Genomic DNA, 21322 nt, shown 5'->3' on the forward strand with positions numbered 1-21322 from the left:
CCCCGACCCGGCCGCCGTGCCGGGTCCTTTCATCCCCTTCCGCCCTGCTGTGATATACTCCCCGCCTTGAGTCCTCTCTTCCCGGCGGAGATGTTGTTTTGCAGCACAATAAAATTCTTATCCGGCAGCTTGGCCTGCAACCATACGAACCCATCTCGCAGGCGATGCATGAATTCACCGACGCCCGCGATGAAGACACCCTCGACGAGATCTGGCTGGTGGAACATCACCCGGTCTTCACTCAGGGCCAGGCAGGCAAAGCGGAACACGTGCTGGTGCCCGGCGATATTCCGGTGATCCAGAGCGATCGCGGCGGCCAGGTGACCTATCACGGTCCAGGACAGCAGGTAATGTATGTTCTGTTGAACCTTAAACGCCGCAAGCTGGGTGTGCGCGAGCTGGTGACGCTGCTGGAGCAAACGGTCGTTAATACCCTGGCCGAGTATGGCATCGAATCGCATCCCCGCGCCGATGCCCCAGGGGTCTACGTCGGCGATCGCAAAATCTGCTCACTGGGACTGCGGATCCGCAAAGGGTGCTCTTTCCACGGTCTGGCGCTCAATATCGCGATGGATCTCGCGCCATTTCTGCGCATCAATCCCTGCGGCTATGCCGGCATGGAGATGACGCAAATGCGCCAGTGGCAGCCAGAGGTGACTCCAGAGACGGTCGCCCCGCGGCTGGTCGCCAATCTGCTGGCGCTGCTGAACCATCCCCCGCACGAATATCTCCCCCAGCAGTAAACGGTAGATCAGCGCCCCGCAGGCAGCGGGGCGCTAAATGATTAACACATTATTTTTGCAATCAATTGTCACGTACGGGAGGCGGTGGGCCGCTATACTTGCCCTATCATTCCCAACCGGACTCATCGCGTGCCAGAGAATACGTCTCCGTCAGAATCCCCTGAACGACAGGATGAACGTTATGACCGCCAGATGTTTCGCATCCTGCGCAATATTGACCTCAACCTGTTAACCATCTTCGAAGCCGTTTACGTCCATAAAGGCATCGTCAACGCCGCTAAGATACTGAATATCACGCCATCGGCTATTAGCCAGTCGATTAACAAACTGCGGGCGCTTTTTCCTGACCCGCTGTTTATCCGCAAGGGGCAAGGTGTGATGCCCACCGCGTATGCTACCCATCTTCATCAGTACATCAGCCGGGGTATGGAGGCTTTCCTCAGTGCGCTGGATATCGCTGGTAGCCCCCACCAGCAGCGGGTGATCACTATCGCCACCACGCCAGGCATGGGGGCGCTACTGATACCCATCGTGGCCAGTGCGCTAAAACCGGCCTTTCCGCAAATCCTGTTGCACAACATCGCCATCACCGACGCCGCGCGGCAGCTCGACCAGCGCCAGGTGGATCTGTTAATTGACACTCATCTGCACAGCGGCCAGGCGATAAGCCATCATGTGCTGTACCAGGATCGGGTACGGATGTACTGCCGTGCTGAGCACCCCGCGCTGCACGGCCCACAGGATGAAGCCCATCTCGCTCAGTATGAATTTGCGCTACTGCTTCCGGAAGGCCAGCGCTACCCCACCCTTCACCGCCGCCTGCAGGAAGAGATGGGCGAACGACGCTGCGGATTCAGCACCTTTAACCTGCTGACCCAGGCAGCCATGATCGCCGAGAGCGACATGCTGGGGCTGACCACCGAGCGCCTGTTCGCCATGGTATCCCGGCTCTGGCCACTGCAAACCCTGGATTTTCACTCCCTGCAGGACGAAAAAATTAATGTTGCGCTGCACTACAATAAGCAAAGCGGGAAGGAGCCATTGCTGAAAGAAATTATCGAGACGGTAATCCAGGCGTTTAAGGCGTAGCGCACGGAAAGGAAAAGGATAAAACAACAACTATTTTACAATTTGCGAGGCAGGCAGGCTGCTTTCTGCCCCTTTTCAATGGTATACTGCCTGCTCTTGATTCAAAAATAGTTGATAATTGCAACATTTCATTGAATTAATTCGCTTTCCTTCGTGACTCGCAACTGGAACACGCACGCTATGAGTAAACCCATTGTGATGGAACGCGGTGTTAAGTACCGCGACGCCGATAAAATGGCCCTTATCCCGGTGAAAAACGTGGCAACTGAGCGTGAAGCTCTGCTCAGAAAACCGGAATGGATGAAAATCAAACTTCCGGCAGATTCGTCCCGTATCCAGGGTATCAAAGCAGCGATGCGTAAGAACGGCCTGCACTCCGTGTGTGAAGAAGCCTCCTGCCCGAACCTTGCAGAATGCTTCAACCACGGTACCGCGACCTTTATGATCCTCGGCGCGATCTGTACTCGTCGCTGCCCGTTCTGCGATGTCGCGCACGGGCGCCCGGTTGCACCAGATGCGAACGAACCACAGAAGCTGGCGCAAACCATCGCTGATATGGGTCTGCGCTACGTCGTGGTCACTTCAGTGGACCGTGACGACCTGCGTGATGGCGGCGCACAGCATTTTGCCGACTGCATCAGCGCCATTCGCGAGAAAAACCCGTCGATTAAGATCGAAACGCTGGTTCCGGATTTCCGCGGCCGCATGGATCGCGCGCTTGATATTCTGACGGTAACCCCGCCGGATGTCTTCAACCATAACCTCGAAAACGTACCTCGTCTCTATCGTCAGGTGCGTCCGGGCGCGGATTACAACTGGTCGCTGAAGCTGCTGGAGCGTTTTAAAGAAGCGCATCCGGAGATCCCGACGAAATCTGGCCTGATGGTCGGTCTGGGCGAAACCAACGACGAGATCATTGAAGTGATGCGCGACCTGCGTCGCCATGGCGTCACCATGCTGACGTTAGGCCAGTATCTGCAGCCGAGCCGTCACCACCTGCCAGTACAGCGCTACGTCAGCCCGGAAGAGTTCGAAGAGATGAAAGCGGAAGCGATGGCGATGGGCTTCACCCACGCCGCCTGCGGTCCCTTCGTTCGCTCTTCCTATCATGCCGACCTGCAGGCTAAAGGAATGGAAGTGAAGTAACTGCCGCTTTTGCCGCTGCGCGCCTTTTCGCCGCAGCGGCCCCTCTCCGCTTCCTCTGCTTCCTCTGCTTCGCGTTTTCGTAACAGTTCGTTGCATCTTTTCTGCGCGGCATCGCCAAAAACGACAAAGGCCGCAACGATATTCGTCGCGGCCTCTTCGCCGTTCCGCCAGCATCCCTCCGGGGGGACGCATCGGATCAATTACTCTTTATGAGAGATCTTCTGCGCCGGCGCTTCTTCTTCCACGGTGGCTTTCTTCGCGCTATCGTCATCCTCGTTCATGGCCTTTTTAAAGCCCTTGATAGCCGAACCCAGGTCGCCGCCCAGCGTACGTAATTTCTTGGTACCAAACACTAAGATAATCAGTGCTGCGACTACCAGCAGTTTGGTAATACTAATCTCACCCATAGCTAACCTTCTTCTCTATACAAGCTGCGAATACGCCATCATACACGCATTTATCCGTCATATTGTAATCCACCTGTGCGTGGGCTGCGTGATTCGGCCCAGAGCCTTCCCCCTGAAGGAGTTAGCGCAGGGGTGTCCGTCCTGACGTGCACAGCGAATTATTAGGATAAACAATACGGGTATTTGACGCGCGGACACAATAGCAATCTGTAACAAGGTGAATCAAGCCCTGTTTAAAAAAACATCACAATAATTGCGGTGGCGCAAATCGTCGGTTCTGCAGTACCGGCAAACGCTCGCGAACCCGCGCAAGGTGCTCTGCGGAGACATCGGCAAAGATCAGTTGCGGTTCGCTCCCGGCCCCCGCCAGCGTCGTTCCCAGCGGGTCAACAATGCGGCTCTGACCAATATTCCGCGTCCCGCATTCGCCTGCCGCCACGATATAGCAGGTCGTATCGAGCGCGCGCGCCGCCAACAGCGTCGCCCAGTGGTGCTCTTTCTGTGGCCCTCTCACCCATGCGGTGGGCAGTACCAGCAGCTCAGCTCCGTTCAGCGCCAGCGATAGGGCCAGTTCCGGGAAGCGAAGATCGTAGCAGGTCATCAGGCCAACGCGTAACCCCGCCACTTCAATTACCGGCGGGATCTGCTGGCCAGGATCCACCCGCCGCGACTCCTGCATTGCGAAGGCGTCGTATAAATGCAGTTTGTGATAATGGGCTATTACTTCGCCATCCCGCAAGACCACCAGCGTATTGGTCGCACGGCCTTCTGCCGACGGCACATGCAGCGTCAGGACGGTGGTCAAACGGTTACGCCCGCTCTCAGCCAGCAGCAACTGCAAAAACGCCCCATCCAGCGGCTGAGCCGATTTCACTGACATATCCGGGTCGTTGTCATCTCGCGCCAGTAACGCCTCTGGCAGCACCAGCAGCGCCGCCCCTTCACGCGCAGCCTGTTGCATCATCGCCACACAGGTCTGCGCATTCGTCCGCCATACTGGCGTGACGGCAAATTGTCCTGCCGCTACCCGCATGTTTTTCTCCGGTCAGGTTATGAATAGCCAATCGCGCCCGTCGCGCGCTACACTTGAGGTTCTCTTATATCAAATAGCAGGAAACAACCGTGTTTCAACTTCTTTGCGCCGTTTTTATTGGCGGTGGCACCGGCAGCGTATTGCGCTGGTGGCTCGGCATGAAGCTCAATCCTGTGCATCATGCTATCCCGATTGGGACATTGACGGCCAACCTGGTAGGCGCCTTTGTGATTGGTGCCGGGCTGGCGTGGTTTAACCGTCTGACGGATATTGACCCGATGTGGAAGCTCCTGATCACCACCGGGTTCTGCGGCGGGTTGACCACCTTCTCCACCTTCTCGGCGGAAGTGGTCTTTCTCCTGCAGCAGGGGCGGGTGAGCTGGGCACTCCTCAACGTGATGGTGAATTTGCTGGGTTCGTTTGCCATGACGGCCGTCGCCTTCTGGCTTTTCTCGCAGGCCGCCAGCCGTTAACGATCTGAAAAACAGGCAAAAAAAAACCCGCGTTAAGCGGGTTTTTATATTCTACTGACGTGTTGGTTAGATAGCCATTACGTTTGCAGCAGAAGGGCCTTTGGCACCGTTAGTGATTTCGAACTCTACACGCTGACCTTCAGCCAGAGTTTTGAAACCGTTGGACTGGATTGCAGAGAAGTGTACGAATACATCTTTGCTGCCATCTTCCGGAGTAATGAAACCGAATCCTTTGGACTCATTAAACCACTTAACGTTACCTTTAATCTTAGACATCAAAATTACCTTTATATGAAAAATCGACACTAATGCTGTGTCGAGTATCAGTACACCAATTGTGGTACCTTTTGTCCAGTGCAACTTTGCTAAAAAGTGATAAAAGTCGCTATCTTTTTTAGTGGGTAACGCTTTAGTCCTTGTTTTTCCACAAGACACACCGCTTATCTCATTTATTGCTAAGACTTAGCGAATTAAAACTGTATACGAGCCCAGGCGAAGTAAACGTTACCGTTATTGTAGGTGCCGGGAATATAGGTCATCTGGAAAGTCGCCGGACCGTAACCTATTGACGCCAATGGTAAGATCACCGGAATGGGGATGTAGTCCCAGTTATCGCGCGCCGTCACGCCAAGGGTATAGCCGAGTCCAAGGTGGAAGTTCTGGTCGGTCAGCGGGCGCCAGGTTTTCTCCCAGCCGTAGCCGCCGATAGGCTCCCATTTATTGAAAGAATCTTTAAACGCCATCAGGTACAGACCGTGCCAGTTTCCTTTCTCATCCCAGCGCGAGACGCCAAAGCCCGCGCCCCAGGGGCGTTCGTTATACTTATCCGTCTTTTCCTTATCATAGGCAAACCGCGCGTGCCAGGTAATGGCTGGAACGTACAAGTCATAGTGCTCCGGCTCATTCCAGGTCTGCGCGACGTTATTACTTAAGGTATGGTAACCTTCGCTGAGGGTCGATGAAAACGACGCGCTGGCGTTTACGGATACCAACAACCATCCAAAAAAACCAAGAGAAAACAGAGAAAAACGACGTAATATCAACACTTTTCCATTACCACTTTCATTTAAAAGCCGCCTAAAATAGCAAAGATAGTCTCAATACAGGTTGAACGAAATAAGGCAAACTCCTGATTTTTGCCCGGTGACCATCAGAACCTTTTAACTATCCATCTGGTGATTATATCCAGGCGAGACGGGTGACGCGTAGTTCTTATCGCTTTATTGATTTGCATCAGCGAGTTTTGTCCGTTTTTTCGGCACATTCGCACATTAAAATTTGGCATGACGCTTTTTATCTACATATTCTTTGGGCTTAGGGGTAATAAATGCTGACGTTTGTTGAGATCCTGATCGGGATTGTGGTCATTGTGGGCGTCGCCCGCTATATCATTAAGGGCTACTCGGCCACCGGGGTGCTGTTCGTCGGGGGCTTAATCTTATTGATCGTCAGCGCCCTGCTGGGGCATAAAGTCTTGCCGGGCAATACCGACAGCACCGGTTATTCTGCCACCGATATTATTGAATACATTAAGATTCTACTCATGAGCCGCGGTGGCGATCTGGGTATGATGATTATGATGCTGTGCGGCTTCGCCACCTACATGACCCATATTGGCGCCAATGATATGGTGGTGAAATTAGCATCAAAGCCGCTGCGCTATATTAATTCGCCCTATCTGCTGATGATTGCCGCCTACTTTGTCGCCTGCCTGATGTCGCTGGCGGTCTCCTCTGCGACCGGCCTTGGCGTGCTGCTGATGGCGACGCTGTTCCCGGTGATGGTGAACGTCGGTATCAGTCGCGGGGCGGCGGCAGCCATCTGCGCTTCACCGGCGGCCATTATCCTCTCGCCTACCTCTGGCGATGTTGTACTGGCGGCTAAAGCCGCAGAAATGCCGCTGATCGACTTTGCCTTCAAGACCACGCTGCCCATCTCCATCGCGGCCATTATCTGCATGGCAATCGCCCATTTCTTCTGGCAGCGTTACCTGGATAAAAAAGAGAACATTTCCCACGAAATGCTGGATGTCAACGACATCACCACCACCGCCCCGGCGCTGTACGCCATTCTGCCGTTTACCCCGATCATCGGCGTGCTGATCTTTGATGGTAAATGGGGACCGGAACTGCACATTATCACCATCCTCGTCGGCTGCATGCTGCTGGCGGCGATCCTTGAGTTCCTGCGCGGGTTTAACACCAAAAACGTCTTCAGCGGGCTGGAAGTCGCCTACCGCGGGATGGCTGACGCCTTCGCCGGCGTAGTGATGCTGCTGGTCGCCGCCGGCGTCTTCGCCCAGGGGCTAAGCACCATCGGCTTTATCAATGGGCTGATCTCCATCGCCACCTCCTTCGGCTCGGCCAGTATTATTCTGATGCTGGTGCTGGTGATCCTGACCATGCTGGCGGCAATGACCACCGGCTCCGGTAATGCCCCGTTCTACGCTTTTGTTGAGATGATCCCCAAGCTGGCGCACTCTTCCGGCATCAATCCGGCTTATCTGTCGATTCCGATGCTGCAGGCCTCTAACCTCGGCCGCACGATATCGCCGGTCTCCGGGGTGGTGGTCGCCGTTGCCGGGATGGCAAAAATTTCGCCGTTCGAAGTGGTCAAACGTACCTCCGTGCCGGTGATGGTTGGCCTGCTGGTGGTGATTATCGCCACTGAGATTCTGGTGCCCGGCAGCGCAGTCCACTAATGGTCTAACCACGCGAAAAGGCGCCAGCGGGCGCCTTTTTTATGCTTTAATAACTCCCCGTTATCTTTTGCCATCCACAATCAGGAATAAACATGTTCAGGAAGGATTTCGCCGCGCTTGCCCTTGTGCTCACCGCCACTCAGGCCGGCGCTGAACCGCTCACCGCGACGCGATACGCTGATTTTGACCGCTACGTTCTTGCCCTCTCCTGGCAAACCGGATTCTGTCAGAGCATGCTTGACCGCAACCGTAGCGAACCGGAAGAGTGTCGCCTGCAGCAGGACACGGCGAACAAAGCCGACTTTCTGACCGTGCACGGCCTGTGGCCCGGGCTGCCAAAGTCGATTGCCGCGCGCGGGGTGGATGAACGACGCTGGATGCGCTACGGCTGCGCCACGCGCCCGGTGCCCAACATGCCGGAAGTGAAAGCGAACCGCAAATGCCAGGCGGCGGAAACCGGGCTGTCGCTGGAGATGGCCAATAAGCTCAATAACGTGATGCCGGGTTCGGGCGGCACCTCCTGCCTGGAGCGCTACGAATACGCCAAACATGGCGTCTGCTTCGGCTTTGATCCCGATAGCTATTTTGGCACCATGGTGCGCCTGAATGGGGAAATTAAGCATAGCCCGGTAGGCGATTTCCTCGCGAAGCATTATGGTCAAACCGTCAGCCGCGCCGACTTCGATGCCGCGGTGGCCCGCGCCTGGGGTCCGCAAAGCGTGAAGGCGTTTAAATTAACCTGTAACGGTAATCCGGCCTATCTGACCGAGATGCAAATCTCCCTCAACGCCGCCACCATCAACGCCCCGCTGGCCACGTCCGCCTTTCTGCCGCAACCCCATCCGGGCAACTGTGGAACCCAGTTTATCCTGGACAAGGTCGGTCAGTAGCGCAAAGCGACGTGCTGAGCAGAAAACGCCGCCCGCCGGGGGGCGTTGCACGCTGAATGTGCGTTTCATCACTTCAAACTACCGGCAACTCTCAGTATGATGGTAGGACCTTAACCCTTGCCCTTTTCGGCGAGGGTTTTCTTTTACGGACAGGTTCCTGGATAACATGGAGTATGCAATGACCAGACCCGCAATCATCATTAACGAACTGGATGCCGAACGTATCGACAGGCTGCTGGAGCAGCCGGCTTTCGCCAACTTACCGGTTGCCGATGCCCTGAATGACGAGCTCGACCGCGCGCAAATGCTGGCGCCGGAAGCGATGCCGCATGACGTCGTCACCATGAACAGTAAGGTAAAATTCCGCGATTTAACCAGCGGCGAAGAGCGCGTGCGGACGCTGGTGTTTCCGTCTCAGGTGACTGACAGCGCCAGCCAGCTCTCCGTCCTCGCGCCGGTGGGCGCCGCGCTGCTGGGTCTGAAAGTCGGCAGCACCATTCACTGGGAGCTGCCGGGCGGTGCATCGACACACCTGGAAGTGCTGGAGCTCTTGTACCAGCCGGAAGCCGCTGGCGAATTCCACCGCTAATCCCTGCTGCCTGAGGCGTTTCGCGCTTTATTCAGAGGATGTCCATACATCCTCTTTCTGCTGTTCCTTCCTCGCTAACCTTTTTTTACGCTTTGCACCTGCCTGACTGACAGTTTTGCGACCTGAATGACACTATATCCTCATATAATATGTTGATATAGACGCAAATGAACAAGGAGGATTGCATATGTATAAGACTATCATTATGCCCGTTGATGTCTTTGAGATGGCGCTGAGCGATAAAGCCGTCCGGCATGCGGAGTTTCTGGCCCAGCAGGACGGGGTGATCCATCTGCTCCACGTATTACCCGGCTCTGCGAGCTTCACCATGAGCCGCTTTACCGCCGATCTGCGGCGGTTTGAAGAACACCTGCAGCATGAGGCGGAAACTCGTCTGCAGACGATGGTCAGCCATTTCAGCATTGACCCCTCACGTATCAAGCTGCATGTCCGTTTCGGCAGCGTGCGCGATATGGTCAACGAGCTGGCCAGCGAAATTAACGCCGATGTCGTGGTGATTGGCTCGCGCAACCCGTCCATCAGTACCCACCTGCTCGGATCCAATGCCTCAAGCGTGATCCGCCATGCCCATATCCCGGTGATGGTCGTCAGGTAAATATGACGAAATAGAAAAAAAGAGGCTACCCCAGGGTAGCCTCTTTGTTATGCAGGTTTATTGTCTGACTTGTTATGCGGTTTTCGTGCGGATCAGGTAGTCGAAGGCGCTCAGCGACGCTTTTGCCCCTTCCCCTGCCGCGATAATAATCTGCTTGTACGGCACGGTGGTGCAGTCGCCAGCGGCGAATACGCCTTTGACATTGGTTTCGCACTTCGCATCGATGATGATCTCACCCATGCGGTTGCGCTCAACGGCGCCTTCCAGCCAGGTGGTGTTAGGCAGCAGGCCAATCTGGACGAAGATCCCCGCCAGCGCGACATGATGCTCATCACCGCTCACCCGGTCACGATATTGCAGGCCGGTGACTTTGCTGCCATCGCCTTTCACTTCCGTGGTCTGCGCATTAAGAATGATGTCGACATTCTTCAGGCTGCGGACTTTATCCTGCAACACCTGGTCGGCTTTCATCTCTGGAGCAAACTCCAGCAGGGTCACATGCTCTACGACGCCCGCCAGGTCGATAGCGGCTTCTACCCCGGAGTTCCCGCCGCCAATTACCGCTACGCGTTTGCCCTTAAACAGCGGACCGTCGCAGTGCGGGCAGTAGGTCACGCCTTTGGTGCGATACTGATCTTCGCCCGGTACGTTCATATTGCGCCATTTCGCCCCGGTGGCAATGATGACGCTACGCGCCTTCAGCACCGCGCCAGAGGCGGTTTCAATCTGATGCAGGCCGCCCTCTGTCGCCGCTGGCGTCAGTTTGGTCGCGCTCTGGGAGTCGATCACATCGACGTTATAGTCGCTGACGTGCGCTTTCAGCGCGCCGGCCAGTTTCTGGCCTTCGGTTTTCGGCACCGAAATATAGTTTTCGATATCCACGGTATCCAGCACCTGACCGCCGAAGCGCTCGCCCATCAGGCCGGTACGAATACCTTTACGCGCAGAGTAGACCGCCGCGGCCGCACCGGACGGGCCGGAGCCGACAATCAGCACATCGTAAGCATCACGTTGGTTCAGCTCTTCCGCTGCGCGTTTTTCCGCACCGGTATCCACTTTGGCGACAATTTCCGTCAGCGTCATTCGCCCCTGACCAAACTCCTGACCATTCAGATACACCGCAGGAACGCCCATGACGTTGCGATCGGTAATTTCATTCTGGAAGGTCCCACCGTCAATCGCCGTGTGCTTGATGCGCGGGTTGAGCACCGACATCAGGTTCAGGGCCTGCACCACATCCGGGCAGTTATGACAGGAGAGTGAATAATAAGTCTCGAACTCGAAATCGCCATCAATATCGCGGATCTGCTCCAGCAGCGACTGGGCCTCTTTCGACGGATGACCGCCGGTCCACAGCAGCGCCAGCACCAGCGAGGTAAACTCGTGGCCCAGCGGAGAGCCTGCAAAGCGTGGGCCCTGGTCGGAACCTGGGTTAGTAATCAGGAATGATGGCTTACGTACCGCGAGCGTGTTGTCTTCTTTAAAGGTGACTTTGTCTGACAGTTCAGCGATTTCAGCCAACAGTTCCTTGATTTCTGCCGATTTAGCGCTGTCATCCAGCGTGGCAATCAGCTCAACAGGCTTGGTCAGCTTCTCAAGGTAGGCCTTGAGCTGGGTTTTCATGTTGGTGTCGAGCATTGTTATCTCCTGGGCTTAAAACATCATCATGCAAGCGGCCTCGTCCAGGCGGCCTGAATGCGCTTGCATCATGGTGTTGGAATAAAATGGGCGCGAAAGCGCCCATTGATTGCCGGGTGGCACGCCGTTTACCCGGCCTACAATCTTGTAGGCCCGTGCAAGCGTAGCGCCGCCGGGCACAAACAGACTTAAATCTTACCGACCAGGTCCAGAGACGGAGCCAGTGTCGCTTCGCCTTCTTTCCATTTAGCCGGGCAGACTTCGCCTGGGTGAGAAGCAACGTACTGCGCCGCTTTGATTTTACGCAGCAGGTCAGACGCATCACGGCCGATACCTTCAGCGGTAACTTCGATCGCCTGGATGATACCCTGCGGGTCAACTACGAAGGTGGCACGGTCAGCCAAACCTTCATCTTCACGCATGTTGTCGAAGTTACGGGTCAGGGCGCCAGTCGGGTCGCCGATCATCGCGTATTTGATTTTCGCGATGGTTTCAGAGCTGCTGTGCCACGCTTTGTGGGTGAAGTGGGTATCGGTAGACACAGAGTAAACGTCTACGCCCAGCTTCTGCAGTTCTTCGTAATGGTCAGCCACGTCGCCCAGTTCGGTCGGGCAGACGAAAGTGAAGTCAGCCGGATAGAAGAAGAAGACGCTCCAGCGGCCTTCGGTGTCTTTCTCGGTGACTTCGATGAATTCACCATTTTTGAATGCCTGGTTTTTGAACGGTTTGATTTTGGTGTTAATTAAGGACATCTATACTTCCTCCGTGTTTTCGTTGAGGTCTAAGTTAACGAATTTTTCCTGACCCGACCAATGCGTTTACATTATCGAATCAATAAGCGTTATCTAACAACCGGAACAAGACAACTCTGTGAACCTGTCGACGCGTTCAGCGCTGATCGCTGTTTTTCGCATCATTTGCCGCGACAAAAGTAAAAAGGCCACCCTTTCAGGCGGCCCCGTTACCTGAAATACCCGAAGGTAGGTTCAGCGCCAGTCAGACTGGCTATGTGTTGCGCTCTACATTACCTTAATGTAACAGCATCCAGGATTACATCACCCACGCCAGCAAAGGGCAATCCGTCATTCTGCTGATCTTGCCTATGACTGTGATAGGTTCGACAATCGTTTTGCCCTTTCCTGCTGATTTTACAAGGAATATTCATGTTAAAGCGTCTTCTCTTGCTCAGCCTTTTTCCGTTATGCAGCCAGGCGGAGGAGCTCCCCGCTCCGGTAAAAGCGATTGAAAAACAGGGCATTACTATTATAAAACCCTTTGAGGCGCCGGGGGGAATGAAAGGCTGGCTGGGCAAATACCAGGACATGGGGGTCACCATCTACCTCACGCCGGACGGCAAACATGCCATTTCCGGCTATATGTATGACGAGAACGGCAACAACCTCAGCGAGCAGTTGTTTCAAAAAGAGCTCTACACGCCGGCAGGACAGGAGATGTGGAAGAAGATGGCCAGCGCCCACTGGCTGCAGGATGGCAATAAGGACGCCCCCATCGTGTTGTATGTCTTTGCCGATCCCTTCTGCCCCTACTGTAAACAGTTCTGGCAGCAGTCCCGCCCCTGGGTGGAAGCCGGTAAAGTGCAGATCCGCACCCTGCTGGTGGGGGTGATCAAGCCCGAAAGCCCGGCCACCGCCGCCGCGATTCTGGCCACCAAGGATCCGGCGAAGACCTGGCATGATTATGAGCAATCGAATGGAAAAATGGCCCTGACGATCCCGCAGGCTATTCCGCCGGAGAAAATGAAAGTGCTCAACGTTAATCAGCAACTGATGGACGAACTGGGGGCCAACGTCACGCCAGCCATTTACTATATGAATAAGGATAATATGCTGCAGCAGGTGGTCGGCCTGCCGGATAAAGAAAAACTGCAGATCATGATGGGCGAACAAGAATAATCCCATTGCATAATGGCGCCAGATAACAACGACCGCTGGCGCCCCTGACGACGATAAGATATATTAAGCAGAACTTAACGTTATAGTCCGGTAATTAAATTCACACCGCAAATATTAAGCCAATCAACATTCTCACTAAGAATATTTCCACCCGCGCTGATAATACACAGGACTGCATTAATGGCAAATCTTTACGATCTGAAAAAGTTCGATTTGAATTTATTGGTTATTTTTGAATGTATCTATCAACATTTGAGCATTAGCAAAGCAGCCGCCATGTTATTTATCACCCCGTCAGCGGTGAGCCAGTCGTTGCAGCGTTTGCGCCAGCAGTTAAACGATCCGTTATTTGTTCGCGTTGGGAAAGGGATGACGCCCACTACCGCCTGTGTCAATCTTCATTATCATTTGCAACAAAATCTCGAACAGCTGGAAAAAACCATCAATCTCAATAATCGCTCCGAACTGCGTAAACGTATCGTGATATATGGCCCTCCGCTGTTCTGTTCAGTGAATAGCCATTTTATGATTAATGAGCTCTGTCATCAGGCCAATTTGCAGATTGAACACCATAACCTGACCACCACGGAATCGGCTGAGGAGCTGCTGGCGTATCGCCAGGCGGACCTGGTGTTCACCCGAATGCCTATTACCAACCGCGCCACGATCTGTCAGCCCTATCAGACGGTGCAGACGCTGGCGGTTTGCCGGGCGGACCATCCGCGGCGAGATCAACTCACGTCGATTGAAGCGCTGGCGCAGGAATTTTTCACCCACTATATCACCAACGATCCTGTCATTCAGCGCGTCCAGCAAAGCAGCACGCCATGGTTAAATCCGGGTAATATTGCCTTTCGCAGCGACTCTTTTATGACCATTCTTAACATGATCAATAAAACCGACTTAATTGGCTTCATCCCCTCCTATTTATATGATTTTATTTCCCCGGCCATGCCACTTCACGCTCTCGATATAGAGGCACTTTTTCCAGAGATCACGATATACATTAACTACCATCAATCATCTACACAAAATCATTTTCTATCTGAATTAATCTCCATTCTAATGAATGACAGAGATATATCACGCCCACAACTTAATAATAGTGAGTAACTGCCCACCTGTTTTCACACTCTGTTTGAATGCAGATCGACCATTAATTTCGCAGCGCTCATCGTTTATACTGAACAAACGGGAAGCTCTACTATTAAAGGATTAATGGTCATGTCGTTTATTAAATATCCCTTACCGGAATCGGTGCTGCAGGCAACTGAGCAGCGCATCCAGTGGGTGCTGGATAATTTTTCACGCGTTTGCGTCTCTTTCTCGGGTGGAAAAGACTCCACCGTCATGCTGCATTTAACCGCCCAGGCGGCGCGGTTACAGGGTAAAAAAATCAGTGTGTTGTTTATTGACTGGGAAGCGCAGTTCTCCTGCACCATCGCCCACTGCGAAAAACTGCGTGCGCTGTATGCGGATGTTGTCGAAACCTTTTACTGGGTCGCCCTGCCGCTCACCACCCAAAACGCGCTGACGCAGTATAAACCGCAATGGCAATGCTGGGAGCCCGGGGCCGACTGGGTCCGTCAGCCGCCGCCCTGGGCGATTACCCACCCGGGCTATTTTTCATTTTATCAACCGGGGATGAGCTTTGAGTCCTTTGTCAGCCACTTCGCCGAGTGGTTTTCACAGCGGCGCCCCGCCGCCGTGCTGGTGGGCATTCGCGCCGACGAGTCACTGAATCGCTTTATGGCCATCTCTTCGCAGCGTAAACAACGCTTCGCCGATGATAAACCCTGGACCACCTCGGCGCCGGGCGGCCACGCCTGGTACATCTACCCGCTCTATGACTGGAAAACGGCCGACATCTGGACCTGGTTTGCCAAAAGCCGGCAGTCTTATAACCCTCTGTACGATCTGATGTATCAGGCCGGGGTGCCGCTGCGCTATATGCGCATCTGCGAACCGTTCGGTCCGGAGCAGCGCCAGGGGCTGTGGCTCTACCATGTGCTGGAGCCTGAGCGCTGGGCCGCAATGTGTCAGCGGGTGAGCGGCGCACACAGCGGCGGGGTCTATGCCGGGCATGATAATCAATTTTACGGCCACCGAAAAATCGACAAGCCCGACCACCTGACATGGAAAAGCTATGCGCTGTTCCTGCTCGACAGCATGCCGGAAACCACTGCCGAGCACTACCGCAACAAAATCGCCGTCTACCTGCGTTGGTATCAGAAAAAAGGCATGGAAGATATTCCGGACACCCAGCCTGCGGACATTGGCACCAAAGATATCCCGTCCTGGCGGCGGGTCTGCAAAGTGCTGCTCAATAACGACTACTGGTGCCGTCAGCTTTCGTTTAGCCCGACCAAAAGCAGCCACTATCAGCGCTACCGTAAACGCATGGAAAAACATCGCCAACAATGGGGGATATTATGCAACAACAACTGACGCAGGCGCTGGACGCTTATCTGCAAACGCTGGATGACGAGGCGCGCATCGAGGCAATCAATGCGTTTCGTCAGGTGCTCCACCAGCGCAGTCCCTTCCGCTCCCAGCCCGTTGACTGCGTGCTGTGGGTAAAACAGGAGCAGGTCATCCCCAACGACTACAATCCGAATAACGTGGCGCCACCGGAAAAACGCCTGCTGCAAACGTCGCTGGAAGCCGACGGCTTTACCCAGCCGGTCGTCGTCATCCAGCAAAGCCCGCAGTCGTATACGATTGTCGACGGTTTTCACCGTCATGAGCTGGCCTGCAGCAAAGCGGTGCTGAAAAAAACGCTGAAAGGTTATCTGCCAGTGACCTGCCTGACGAGTGAAGCCGCCTCGCGTGACGGGCTGATGGCAGCGACCATACGCCATAACCGGGCGCGCGGGCGCCACCAAATCCACGCCATGTCAGAGATTGTCCGCGAGCTGACCCAGCTTGGCTGGACGCCACAGAAAATCGGCAAAGAGCTGGGGATGGATGCCGATGAGGTATTGCGCCTGAAGCAAATTAGCGGCCTCACGGAGATGTTCGCTGGTCGCCAGTTCTCCCAGGCGTGGACGATTAAGTGACTACAGCTGGCACAAACGCGTCGCCGCAGCCAACAGAGTCGCCGGCTGTTTGGCAAAGCATAAGCGGATCAGCTTGTGCGGGAACGGATCGGCGCAGAAGACGGAGAGCGGGATCGCCGCCACCCCGACTTCGGTCGTCAGCCAGCGGCAGAAGCTGACGTCGTCAAGATCGGAAATGGCGCTGTAGTCCGCCAGCAGGAAATAGGTCCCTTCACAGGGCAGAAGTTCCAGCCGGCTTGGGCGCAGCGCTTCAATAAACAGATCGCGACGTTCCCGATAAAACGCCGGCAGCTCACGATAGTGCTCAGGCGCTTCGCGCAGCATGTCGGCGATCGCCAGCTGCGCCGGGGTATTCACCGAGAAGGTCAGATACTGATGCACCTTGCGCAGTTCGGCGCTGATGGCCGCCGGGGCTACGCAGTAGCCGACCTTCCAGCCGGTCATATGAAACGTTTTGCCAAACGAGGAGACCGCCACCGCCCGCTCGCGAAGCTGGGGATGCGCCAGCACGCTGGCGTGGCCGCCCTCGGCAAAGCAGATGTGCTCATAGACCTCATCGCTGAGGACATAGATCTCGCGTTCGGCAATCGCCTGCCACAGGGCAGCAAAATCTTCGCGCTGCCAGACGGTGGCTGATGGATTGTGCGGGGTATTGAGGATCACCAGACGGGTTTTATCGCTCAGCGCCGCAGCAAACTGCTGCCAGTCGACGCGAAAATGCGGCGGCTGCAGCGCAATACGGCGTAATTCGCCGCCGGCCAGCGCCACCGCGGGAGCATAGCTGTCATAGCTGGGATCGAAACAGATCACTTCGTCGCCGCGGCGCACCAGAGCGGTGATCGCCGCGTACAGGGCCTCCGTCGCGCCGGCGGTGACCGTGATATCGCTATTGACGTCGGGCAGGTAATCATACAGCTCCGCTGTCTTCCCGGCGATCGCCTCGCGCAGCGCCGGCACGCCGGTCATCGGGGCGTACTGATTCGCCCCCTGCGCCACATGGTAGGCCAGACGCTCCTGAAGATAGCGCGGGCCGTCGAAATCGGGAAAGCCCTGTGACAGGTTGATGGCCTGATGCTGCTGGGCCAGGGCACTCATCTGGGTAAAAATCGTGGTGCCGAGCGCAGGAAGTTTACTCTCTGGAATCAAAGGGTTATTGCTCATTCTTTTTATACCGATTGTAATGCTGTTGTTGAAGCCACTATAACACGATGTTAATATTTGGCAATCAAGACGCTTAGACGTCTAAATGCTAATGTTATTCCGCGCCACGCCACTCTGGAGAAACCATGATCCGCGCCATCGTGACCGACATAGAAGGCACCACCAGCGATATCCGCTTCGTGCATAACGTGCTGTTCCCCTACGCCCGCGAACGACTGGCCGGCTTTGTGACCGCTCAGCAGTACGCTGAGCCCGTCAAAACCATTCTCGACAACCTGCGCCGCGAGACAGACGCCCCGGCCGCCAGCACCGCCGACCTTATCACTACCCTCTTCGCCTTTATGGACGAAGACCGTAAATCCACGGCGCTAAAGGCGCTGCAGGGGATCATCTGGCGTGACGGCTATCTCAACGGCGACTTTACCGGCCATCTCTATCCGGACGTACTGCCGGCGCTGGAGAAATGGAAAGCGCAGGGCATTGATCTGTATGTATATTCCTCAGGCTCCGTCGCCGCGCAGAAATTGTTATTTGGCTACAGCGATGAAGGTGATATTACTCATCTGTTCACGGGCTATTTCGATACCCTGGTAGGCGCCAAACGCGAGGTGCAGTCCTACCGTAACATTGCTGAACACCTGGGCCATGCCCCTGGCACCATCCTGTTCCTGTCGGATATCCATCAGGAGCTCGACGCCGCCGAGGCTGCAGGTTTGCGAACGATCCAACTGGTACGCGGCGACCGCGACCCGGCGAGCCACCATCCTCAGGTTCAGCGTTTTGACGACATTCATCCGGAGCAGATCCCAGCATGAGCGCATTAACTCTTTTTTCCGTGACCGATCCGCAAACACCGCTCTGGCACAGCACCGACGCCAAAGCGATTCAGGATCAACTGAACGCCAAAGGCGTCCGCTTCGAGCGCTGGCAGGCCGACCGCGACCTCGGCGCAAATCCCAGCCCGGAAACGGTGATTGCCGCCTATCAGCATGCGATTGATAAACTGGTCGCCGAAAAGGGCTACCAGAGCTGGGACGTCATCAGCCTGCGCGCCGATAACCCGCAAAAAGAGGCGCTGCGGGAAAAATTCCTCAACGAGCACACCCATGGCGAAGACGAGGTGCGGTTTTTTGTCGAGGGCGCCGGCCTGTTCTGCCTGCATATTGGCGACGAGGTGTTCCAGGTACTGTGCGAAAAGAACGATCTGATTTCGGTTCCCGCCCACACCCCGCACTGGTTTGATATGGGTTCAGAACCGAACTTCACCGCCATTCGCATTTTTGATAACCCGGAAGGCTGGATCGCCCAGTTTACCGGTGACGATATCGCCAGCGCCTACCCGCGGCTGGCGTAACGTCAAACTGTCGTCAGTCTTAAACCGCCAGGCGCGGGCTTTGCCGGAGGCGGCGCATACCGCGCCTCCTCCGGACTACCCGCCCCGCCGCCGGCGAGCGCCAACACCTAAACCTCAATAAACCTCGGCGGATCAAAGGCGGTGATCGGCGGCAGTGCCTCACGCCACGGGGCGATCTCCACCCAACAGCTCTGGGCGCTACAGCCCTGCCCCAGGCGCGAACTGCCGCGATCCTCGGTTAACACGTTGGGATTACCGTGCTTATCGAGCGTTCCTTTTTCATTGGGATCCAGCGGGTCATACCAGGCGCCGGTGGACATCTGTACCACGCCGGGCAAAATCTGCTCGCTCAGGTGCACGCCCGCCAGAATCGCCCCGCGGTCGTTATAGACCTTCACCACGCTGCCTTCGCGGATGTCTCTTGCCTGCGCATCGCTCGGATGCATCCACAGCGGCTCGCGTCCCTGAATTTTCGTCGCTCGGCTGACGCTGCCGTGGTCGTACTGACTGTGCAGGCGGGCACGCGGCTGGCTGGAGAGCAGATGAAGCGGCCACCGCGCCGCCTCCTGCCGCTGCCGGGCGGCCTCCTGTTCATCCCACCACGGATGGCCAGGGCATTCACGATAGCCAAACCCGGCGACGGTGGCGGAAAAGAGTTCAATCTTGCCGGAGGGCGTGGAGAGCGGATAGCGCTGCGGATCGGCGCGAAAATCGGCGAGAAAGATCTGCGGCCGCTCCGGCGCGCTGTACTCCAGCACCCCTTGCTGCCAGAAGTCCTCGAACGAAGGCAGCGCAATACCCTCCTCCTGCGCCCGCGGTCTTGACTCCTCATAGAGATGACGCAGCCACTGCCCGGCGTCCCGCCCCTCGCTGAACTGTTCTCCGAAGCCCAGCCGATCGGCCAGATCCTGGAAAATGGCGTAATCGTCACGCGCTTCGCCCACCGGCGGGATCTGCGCGCTCATGGCGATCATAAACCCGTCGTGACCGCCGCTGCCGATATCCTCTCGCTCCAGCGAGGTGGTGGCTGGCAGGACGATATCGGAGAATTTAGCCTGCGCGGTCCAGTACTGCTCATGCACCACCACCGTCTCCGGACGGCGCCAGGCCTCGCACAGTCGGTTGATATCCTGATGATGATGAAACGCATTGCCTCCCGCCCAGTAAACCAGACGGATGTCGGGATAGCGCAGCTGCTGACCGTCGAACTCATAGGCTTCTCCCGGGTGCAGCAGCATATCGGACAGCCGCGCCACCGGGATAACGCTATCCACCGCATTCTCCCCGGCGGGTAAGCGTGGGCCGGAAAACGCTTTTCGCACCGCGCCCGCCAGGTTAGTGCAGGCGTAGCCAAACCCGAGGCCGCCGCCCGGCGTGCCGATCTGTCCCAGCAGCGCGGTCAGGGCCACCGTCGCCCAGTAGGCTTGCTCCCCCTGACGGGCGCGCTGGATAGACCAGGAGATATTCACCATCGTCCGGTGGCGGGCCATCTCCCGCGCCAGGTCGGCGATGCGCTGGGCATCCAGGCCGGTAATCGCCGCCGCCCACGCCGGGGTTTTCGCTACGCCGTCGTGCTCGCCCAACAGATAAGCGCGATAGGGGGCAAACCCGACGGTATGGCTGGCAACAAACGCCTGGTCGTAGAGAGACTCAGCGATCAGTACATAGCTCAGCGCCAGCAGCAGTGCGGTATCGGTGCCCGGCCGAATGGCCAGCCACTCGGCGTCGGGCACCGCGCTGAGGTCATTGCGTACCGGGCTGATATTCATAAACCGGGTGCCGTTGGCCTGCATCTTATCCAGCCAGTACGGCAGCATATGGTCATTGGCGCCGCCGCCGTTGACCTGGGCATTGCGCAGCGGCAGTCCGCCGATGGCGACAAACAGCTGACACTCCCGCGCCAGCTCGGAAAAATGGGTATGCTGACGGTGCAGCGGGCTCAACGGCCCGAGAATATGCGGCAGAATGCGCTCGCCCGCGGCGCTGCTATAGGTATTGGTGCTGGCGGTGTACCCGCCAAAGCCCTTGAGAAACCGGTGCAGCTGGCTCTGCGCATGGTGAAAGCGTCCAGCGCTGGCCCAGCCGTAGGAGCCGCCGTAAATCGCCTCATTGCCGCAGCGCGCCTTGACCGATCGCAGCTTGCGAGCCAGCAGGTCCAGCGCCACCTCCCAACTGACTTCGACAAAGGGCTCCTTGCCTCGCCCTTCTCGTGACGCTGGGCCCTGCTGAAGATAGCCGGCGCGCACCGCCGGACGGCGAATACGCGTTTGGCTGGTCACCGCGTCGGGGAGCGACTGACCAATGCGTGACGGATTTTTATCCCAGGGCACCGGATTAACCGCCACGATATCGCCCTCGCGGCTCTCCACCTGCCACGTTCCCCAGTGCATCACCGTATAATTATGCTGTTTCTTCATAGCACTCGCGTTCTTCTCAGCCAAAAAACTCGTTAAAATAAATCGAGGAAATGACGGAAATATCCCCGTCCCAGCCAGACATTACTCTGCTAA

Annotated in this window: 22 protein-coding genes; 14 read left to right on the top strand and 8 right to left on the bottom strand. The window is 56.1% G+C overall.

The genetic code is table 11. The features are described 5' to 3' along the window. Positions 1-98: 98 nt before the first annotated feature. The 3 genes from lipB to lipA all read left to right on the top strand — a co-directional run bounded on the left by lipB (position 99) and on the right by lipA (position 2978). Entirely contained in the window at positions 99-743 is a 645-nt protein-coding gene (gene lipB, locus FHW76_RS07140) for a lipoyl(octanoyl) transferase LipB (RefSeq protein WP_012542459.1), read from the top strand. Between the two features lie 129 nt (positions 744-872). Continuing rightward, positions 873-1832, top strand: coding sequence for a YbeF family transcriptional regulator (locus tag FHW76_RS07145; RefSeq protein ID WP_012968702.1), 960 nt, complete (start codon positions 873-875; stop codon positions 1830-1832). Between the two features lie 180 nt (positions 1833-2012). After that, a complete protein-coding gene (lipA, locus tag FHW76_RS07150; protein ID WP_002894467.1) occupies positions 2013-2978 on the top strand; it encodes a lipoyl synthase in 966 nt (321 codons plus the stop codon). A 200-nt stretch (positions 2979-3178) separates the two neighbouring features. Here lipA and tatE read toward each other — a convergent pair whose 3' ends face one another. Then, a complete protein-coding gene (gene tatE / locus FHW76_RS07155; RefSeq protein WP_008805630.1) occupies positions 3179-3385 on the bottom strand; it encodes a twin-arginine translocase subunit TatE in 207 nt (68 codons plus the stop codon). A 244-nt stretch (positions 3386-3629) separates the two neighbouring features. Then, positions 3630-4418, bottom strand: a complete 789-nt coding sequence (locus tag FHW76_RS07160) for a deaminated glutathione amidase (protein WP_042947534.1) — start codon at positions 4416-4418, stop codon at positions 3630-3632. 89 nt (positions 4419-4507) lie between these two features. On the opposite strand from FHW76_RS07160, the gene crcB reads away from it, so the two are divergent. Further along, the gene (gene crcB, locus FHW76_RS07165) at positions 4508-4891 is read left to right on the top strand and encodes a fluoride efflux transporter CrcB (RefSeq protein WP_008805628.1); all 384 of its coding nucleotides are present in this window, start codon (positions 4508-4510) and stop codon (positions 4889-4891) included. A gap of 66 nt (positions 4892-4957) precedes the next feature. Here crcB and cspE read toward each other — a convergent pair whose 3' ends face one another. Further along, on the bottom strand, positions 4958-5167 hold the full coding sequence (cspE, locus tag FHW76_RS07170) for a transcription antiterminator/RNA stability regulator CspE (protein ID WP_012542460.1): 210 nt from the start codon (positions 5165-5167) through the stop codon (positions 4958-4960). A 194-nt stretch (positions 5168-5361) separates the two neighbouring features. Next, complete coding sequence (gene pagP / locus FHW76_RS07175; protein WP_167879811.1) at positions 5362-5937, bottom strand: lipid IV(A) palmitoyltransferase PagP; 576 nt, start codon at positions 5935-5937, stop codon at positions 5362-5364. A gap of 281 nt (positions 5938-6218) precedes the next feature. On the opposite strand from pagP, the gene dcuC reads away from it, so the two are divergent. From dcuC to uspG, 4 genes are all read left to right on the top strand, one after another. Beyond that, positions 6219-7592, top strand: a complete 1374-nt coding sequence (gene dcuC, locus FHW76_RS07180; protein WP_008805625.1) for an anaerobic C4-dicarboxylate transporter DcuC — start codon at positions 6219-6221, stop codon at positions 7590-7592. A 92-nt stretch (positions 7593-7684) separates the two neighbouring features. Continuing rightward, a complete protein-coding gene (rna, locus tag FHW76_RS07185; protein ID WP_008805624.1) occupies positions 7685-8482 on the top strand; it encodes a ribonuclease I in 798 nt (265 codons plus the stop codon). Between the two features lie 178 nt (positions 8483-8660). Continuing rightward, on the top strand, positions 8661-9071 hold the full coding sequence (rnk, locus tag FHW76_RS07190; RefSeq protein WP_008805623.1) for a nucleoside diphosphate kinase regulator: 411 nt from the start codon (positions 8661-8663) through the stop codon (positions 9069-9071). 187 nt (positions 9072-9258) lie between these two features. Continuing rightward, on the top strand, positions 9259-9687 hold the full coding sequence (gene uspG / locus FHW76_RS07195) for a universal stress protein UspG (protein ID WP_002894401.1): 429 nt from the start codon (positions 9259-9261) through the stop codon (positions 9685-9687). A gap of 72 nt (positions 9688-9759) precedes the next feature. Here the strand turns inward: uspG and ahpF are convergent, their stop codons facing one another. Both ahpF and ahpC read right to left on the bottom strand, forming a co-directional pair. Beyond that, positions 9760-11325, bottom strand: a complete 1566-nt coding sequence (gene ahpF / locus FHW76_RS07200) for an alkyl hydroperoxide reductase subunit F (RefSeq protein WP_008805622.1) — start codon at positions 11323-11325, stop codon at positions 9760-9762. A gap of 188 nt (positions 11326-11513) precedes the next feature. Next, positions 11514-12077, bottom strand: a complete 564-nt coding sequence (gene ahpC, locus FHW76_RS07205; protein WP_002894394.1) for an alkyl hydroperoxide reductase subunit C — start codon at positions 12075-12077, stop codon at positions 11514-11516. Positions 12078-12488: 411 nt separating this feature from the next. Here ahpC and dsbG point away from each other — a divergent pair, with 411 nt between their 5' ends. The 4 genes from dsbG to FHW76_RS07225 all read left to right on the top strand — a co-directional run bounded on the left by dsbG (position 12489) and on the right by FHW76_RS07225 (position 16297). Continuing rightward, a complete protein-coding gene (gene dsbG, locus FHW76_RS07210) occupies positions 12489-13238 on the top strand; it encodes a thiol:disulfide interchange protein DsbG (protein WP_022065704.1) in 750 nt (249 codons plus the stop codon). 180 nt (positions 13239-13418) lie between these two features. Beyond that, positions 13419-14351 (top strand): DNA-binding transcriptional repressor CitR, encoded by a 933-nt coding sequence (citR, locus tag FHW76_RS07215; protein WP_008805620.1) that lies wholly within the window; start codon positions 13419-13421, stop codon positions 14349-14351. 111 nt (positions 14352-14462) lie between these two features. Continuing rightward, positions 14463-15686, top strand: coding sequence for a phosphoadenosine phosphosulfate reductase (locus tag FHW76_RS07220; protein WP_012968704.1), 1224 nt, complete (start codon positions 14463-14465; stop codon positions 15684-15686). Beyond that, positions 15671-16297, top strand: coding sequence for a ParB/RepB/Spo0J family partition protein (locus FHW76_RS07225; protein WP_023297217.1), 627 nt, complete (start codon positions 15671-15673; stop codon positions 16295-16297). The genes FHW76_RS07220 and FHW76_RS07225 overlap by 16 nt, the downstream gene beginning before the upstream one ends. On the opposite strand, the gene FHW76_RS07230 is transcribed toward FHW76_RS07225, so the two are convergent. Further along, positions 16298-17443, bottom strand: coding sequence for a pyridoxal phosphate-dependent aminotransferase (locus FHW76_RS07230; protein WP_162494477.1), 1146 nt, complete (start codon positions 17441-17443; stop codon positions 16298-16300). It abuts the gene before it with no gap. Between the two features lie 140 nt (positions 17444-17583). Here FHW76_RS07230 and mtnC point away from each other — a divergent pair, with 140 nt between their 5' ends. Together mtnC and FHW76_RS07240 are read left to right on the top strand one after the other, a co-directional pair. Then, the gene (mtnC, locus tag FHW76_RS07235) at positions 17584-18273 is read left to right on the top strand and encodes an acireductone synthase (RefSeq protein WP_008805616.1); all 690 of its coding nucleotides are present in this window, start codon (positions 17584-17586) and stop codon (positions 18271-18273) included. Then, positions 18270-18812, top strand: a complete 543-nt coding sequence (locus FHW76_RS07240) for an acireductone dioxygenase (protein ID WP_008805615.1) — start codon at positions 18270-18272, stop codon at positions 18810-18812. Before mtnC ends, FHW76_RS07240 begins: the two co-directional genes overlap by 4 nt. Positions 18813-18919: 107 nt before the next feature. Here FHW76_RS07240 and FHW76_RS07245 read toward each other — a convergent pair whose 3' ends face one another. Then, positions 18920-21229, bottom strand: coding sequence for a molybdopterin-dependent oxidoreductase (locus FHW76_RS07245; RefSeq protein WP_183476508.1), 2310 nt, complete (start codon positions 21227-21229; stop codon positions 18920-18922). Positions 21230-21322: the final 93 nt, after the last annotated feature.

The sequence above is a fragment of the Klebsiella sp. RC2 genome (genome assembly GCF_014192815.1).
In the GTDB taxonomy this organism is placed as follows: domain Bacteria; phylum Pseudomonadota; class Gammaproteobacteria; order Enterobacterales; family Enterobacteriaceae; genus Klebsiella; species Klebsiella variicola.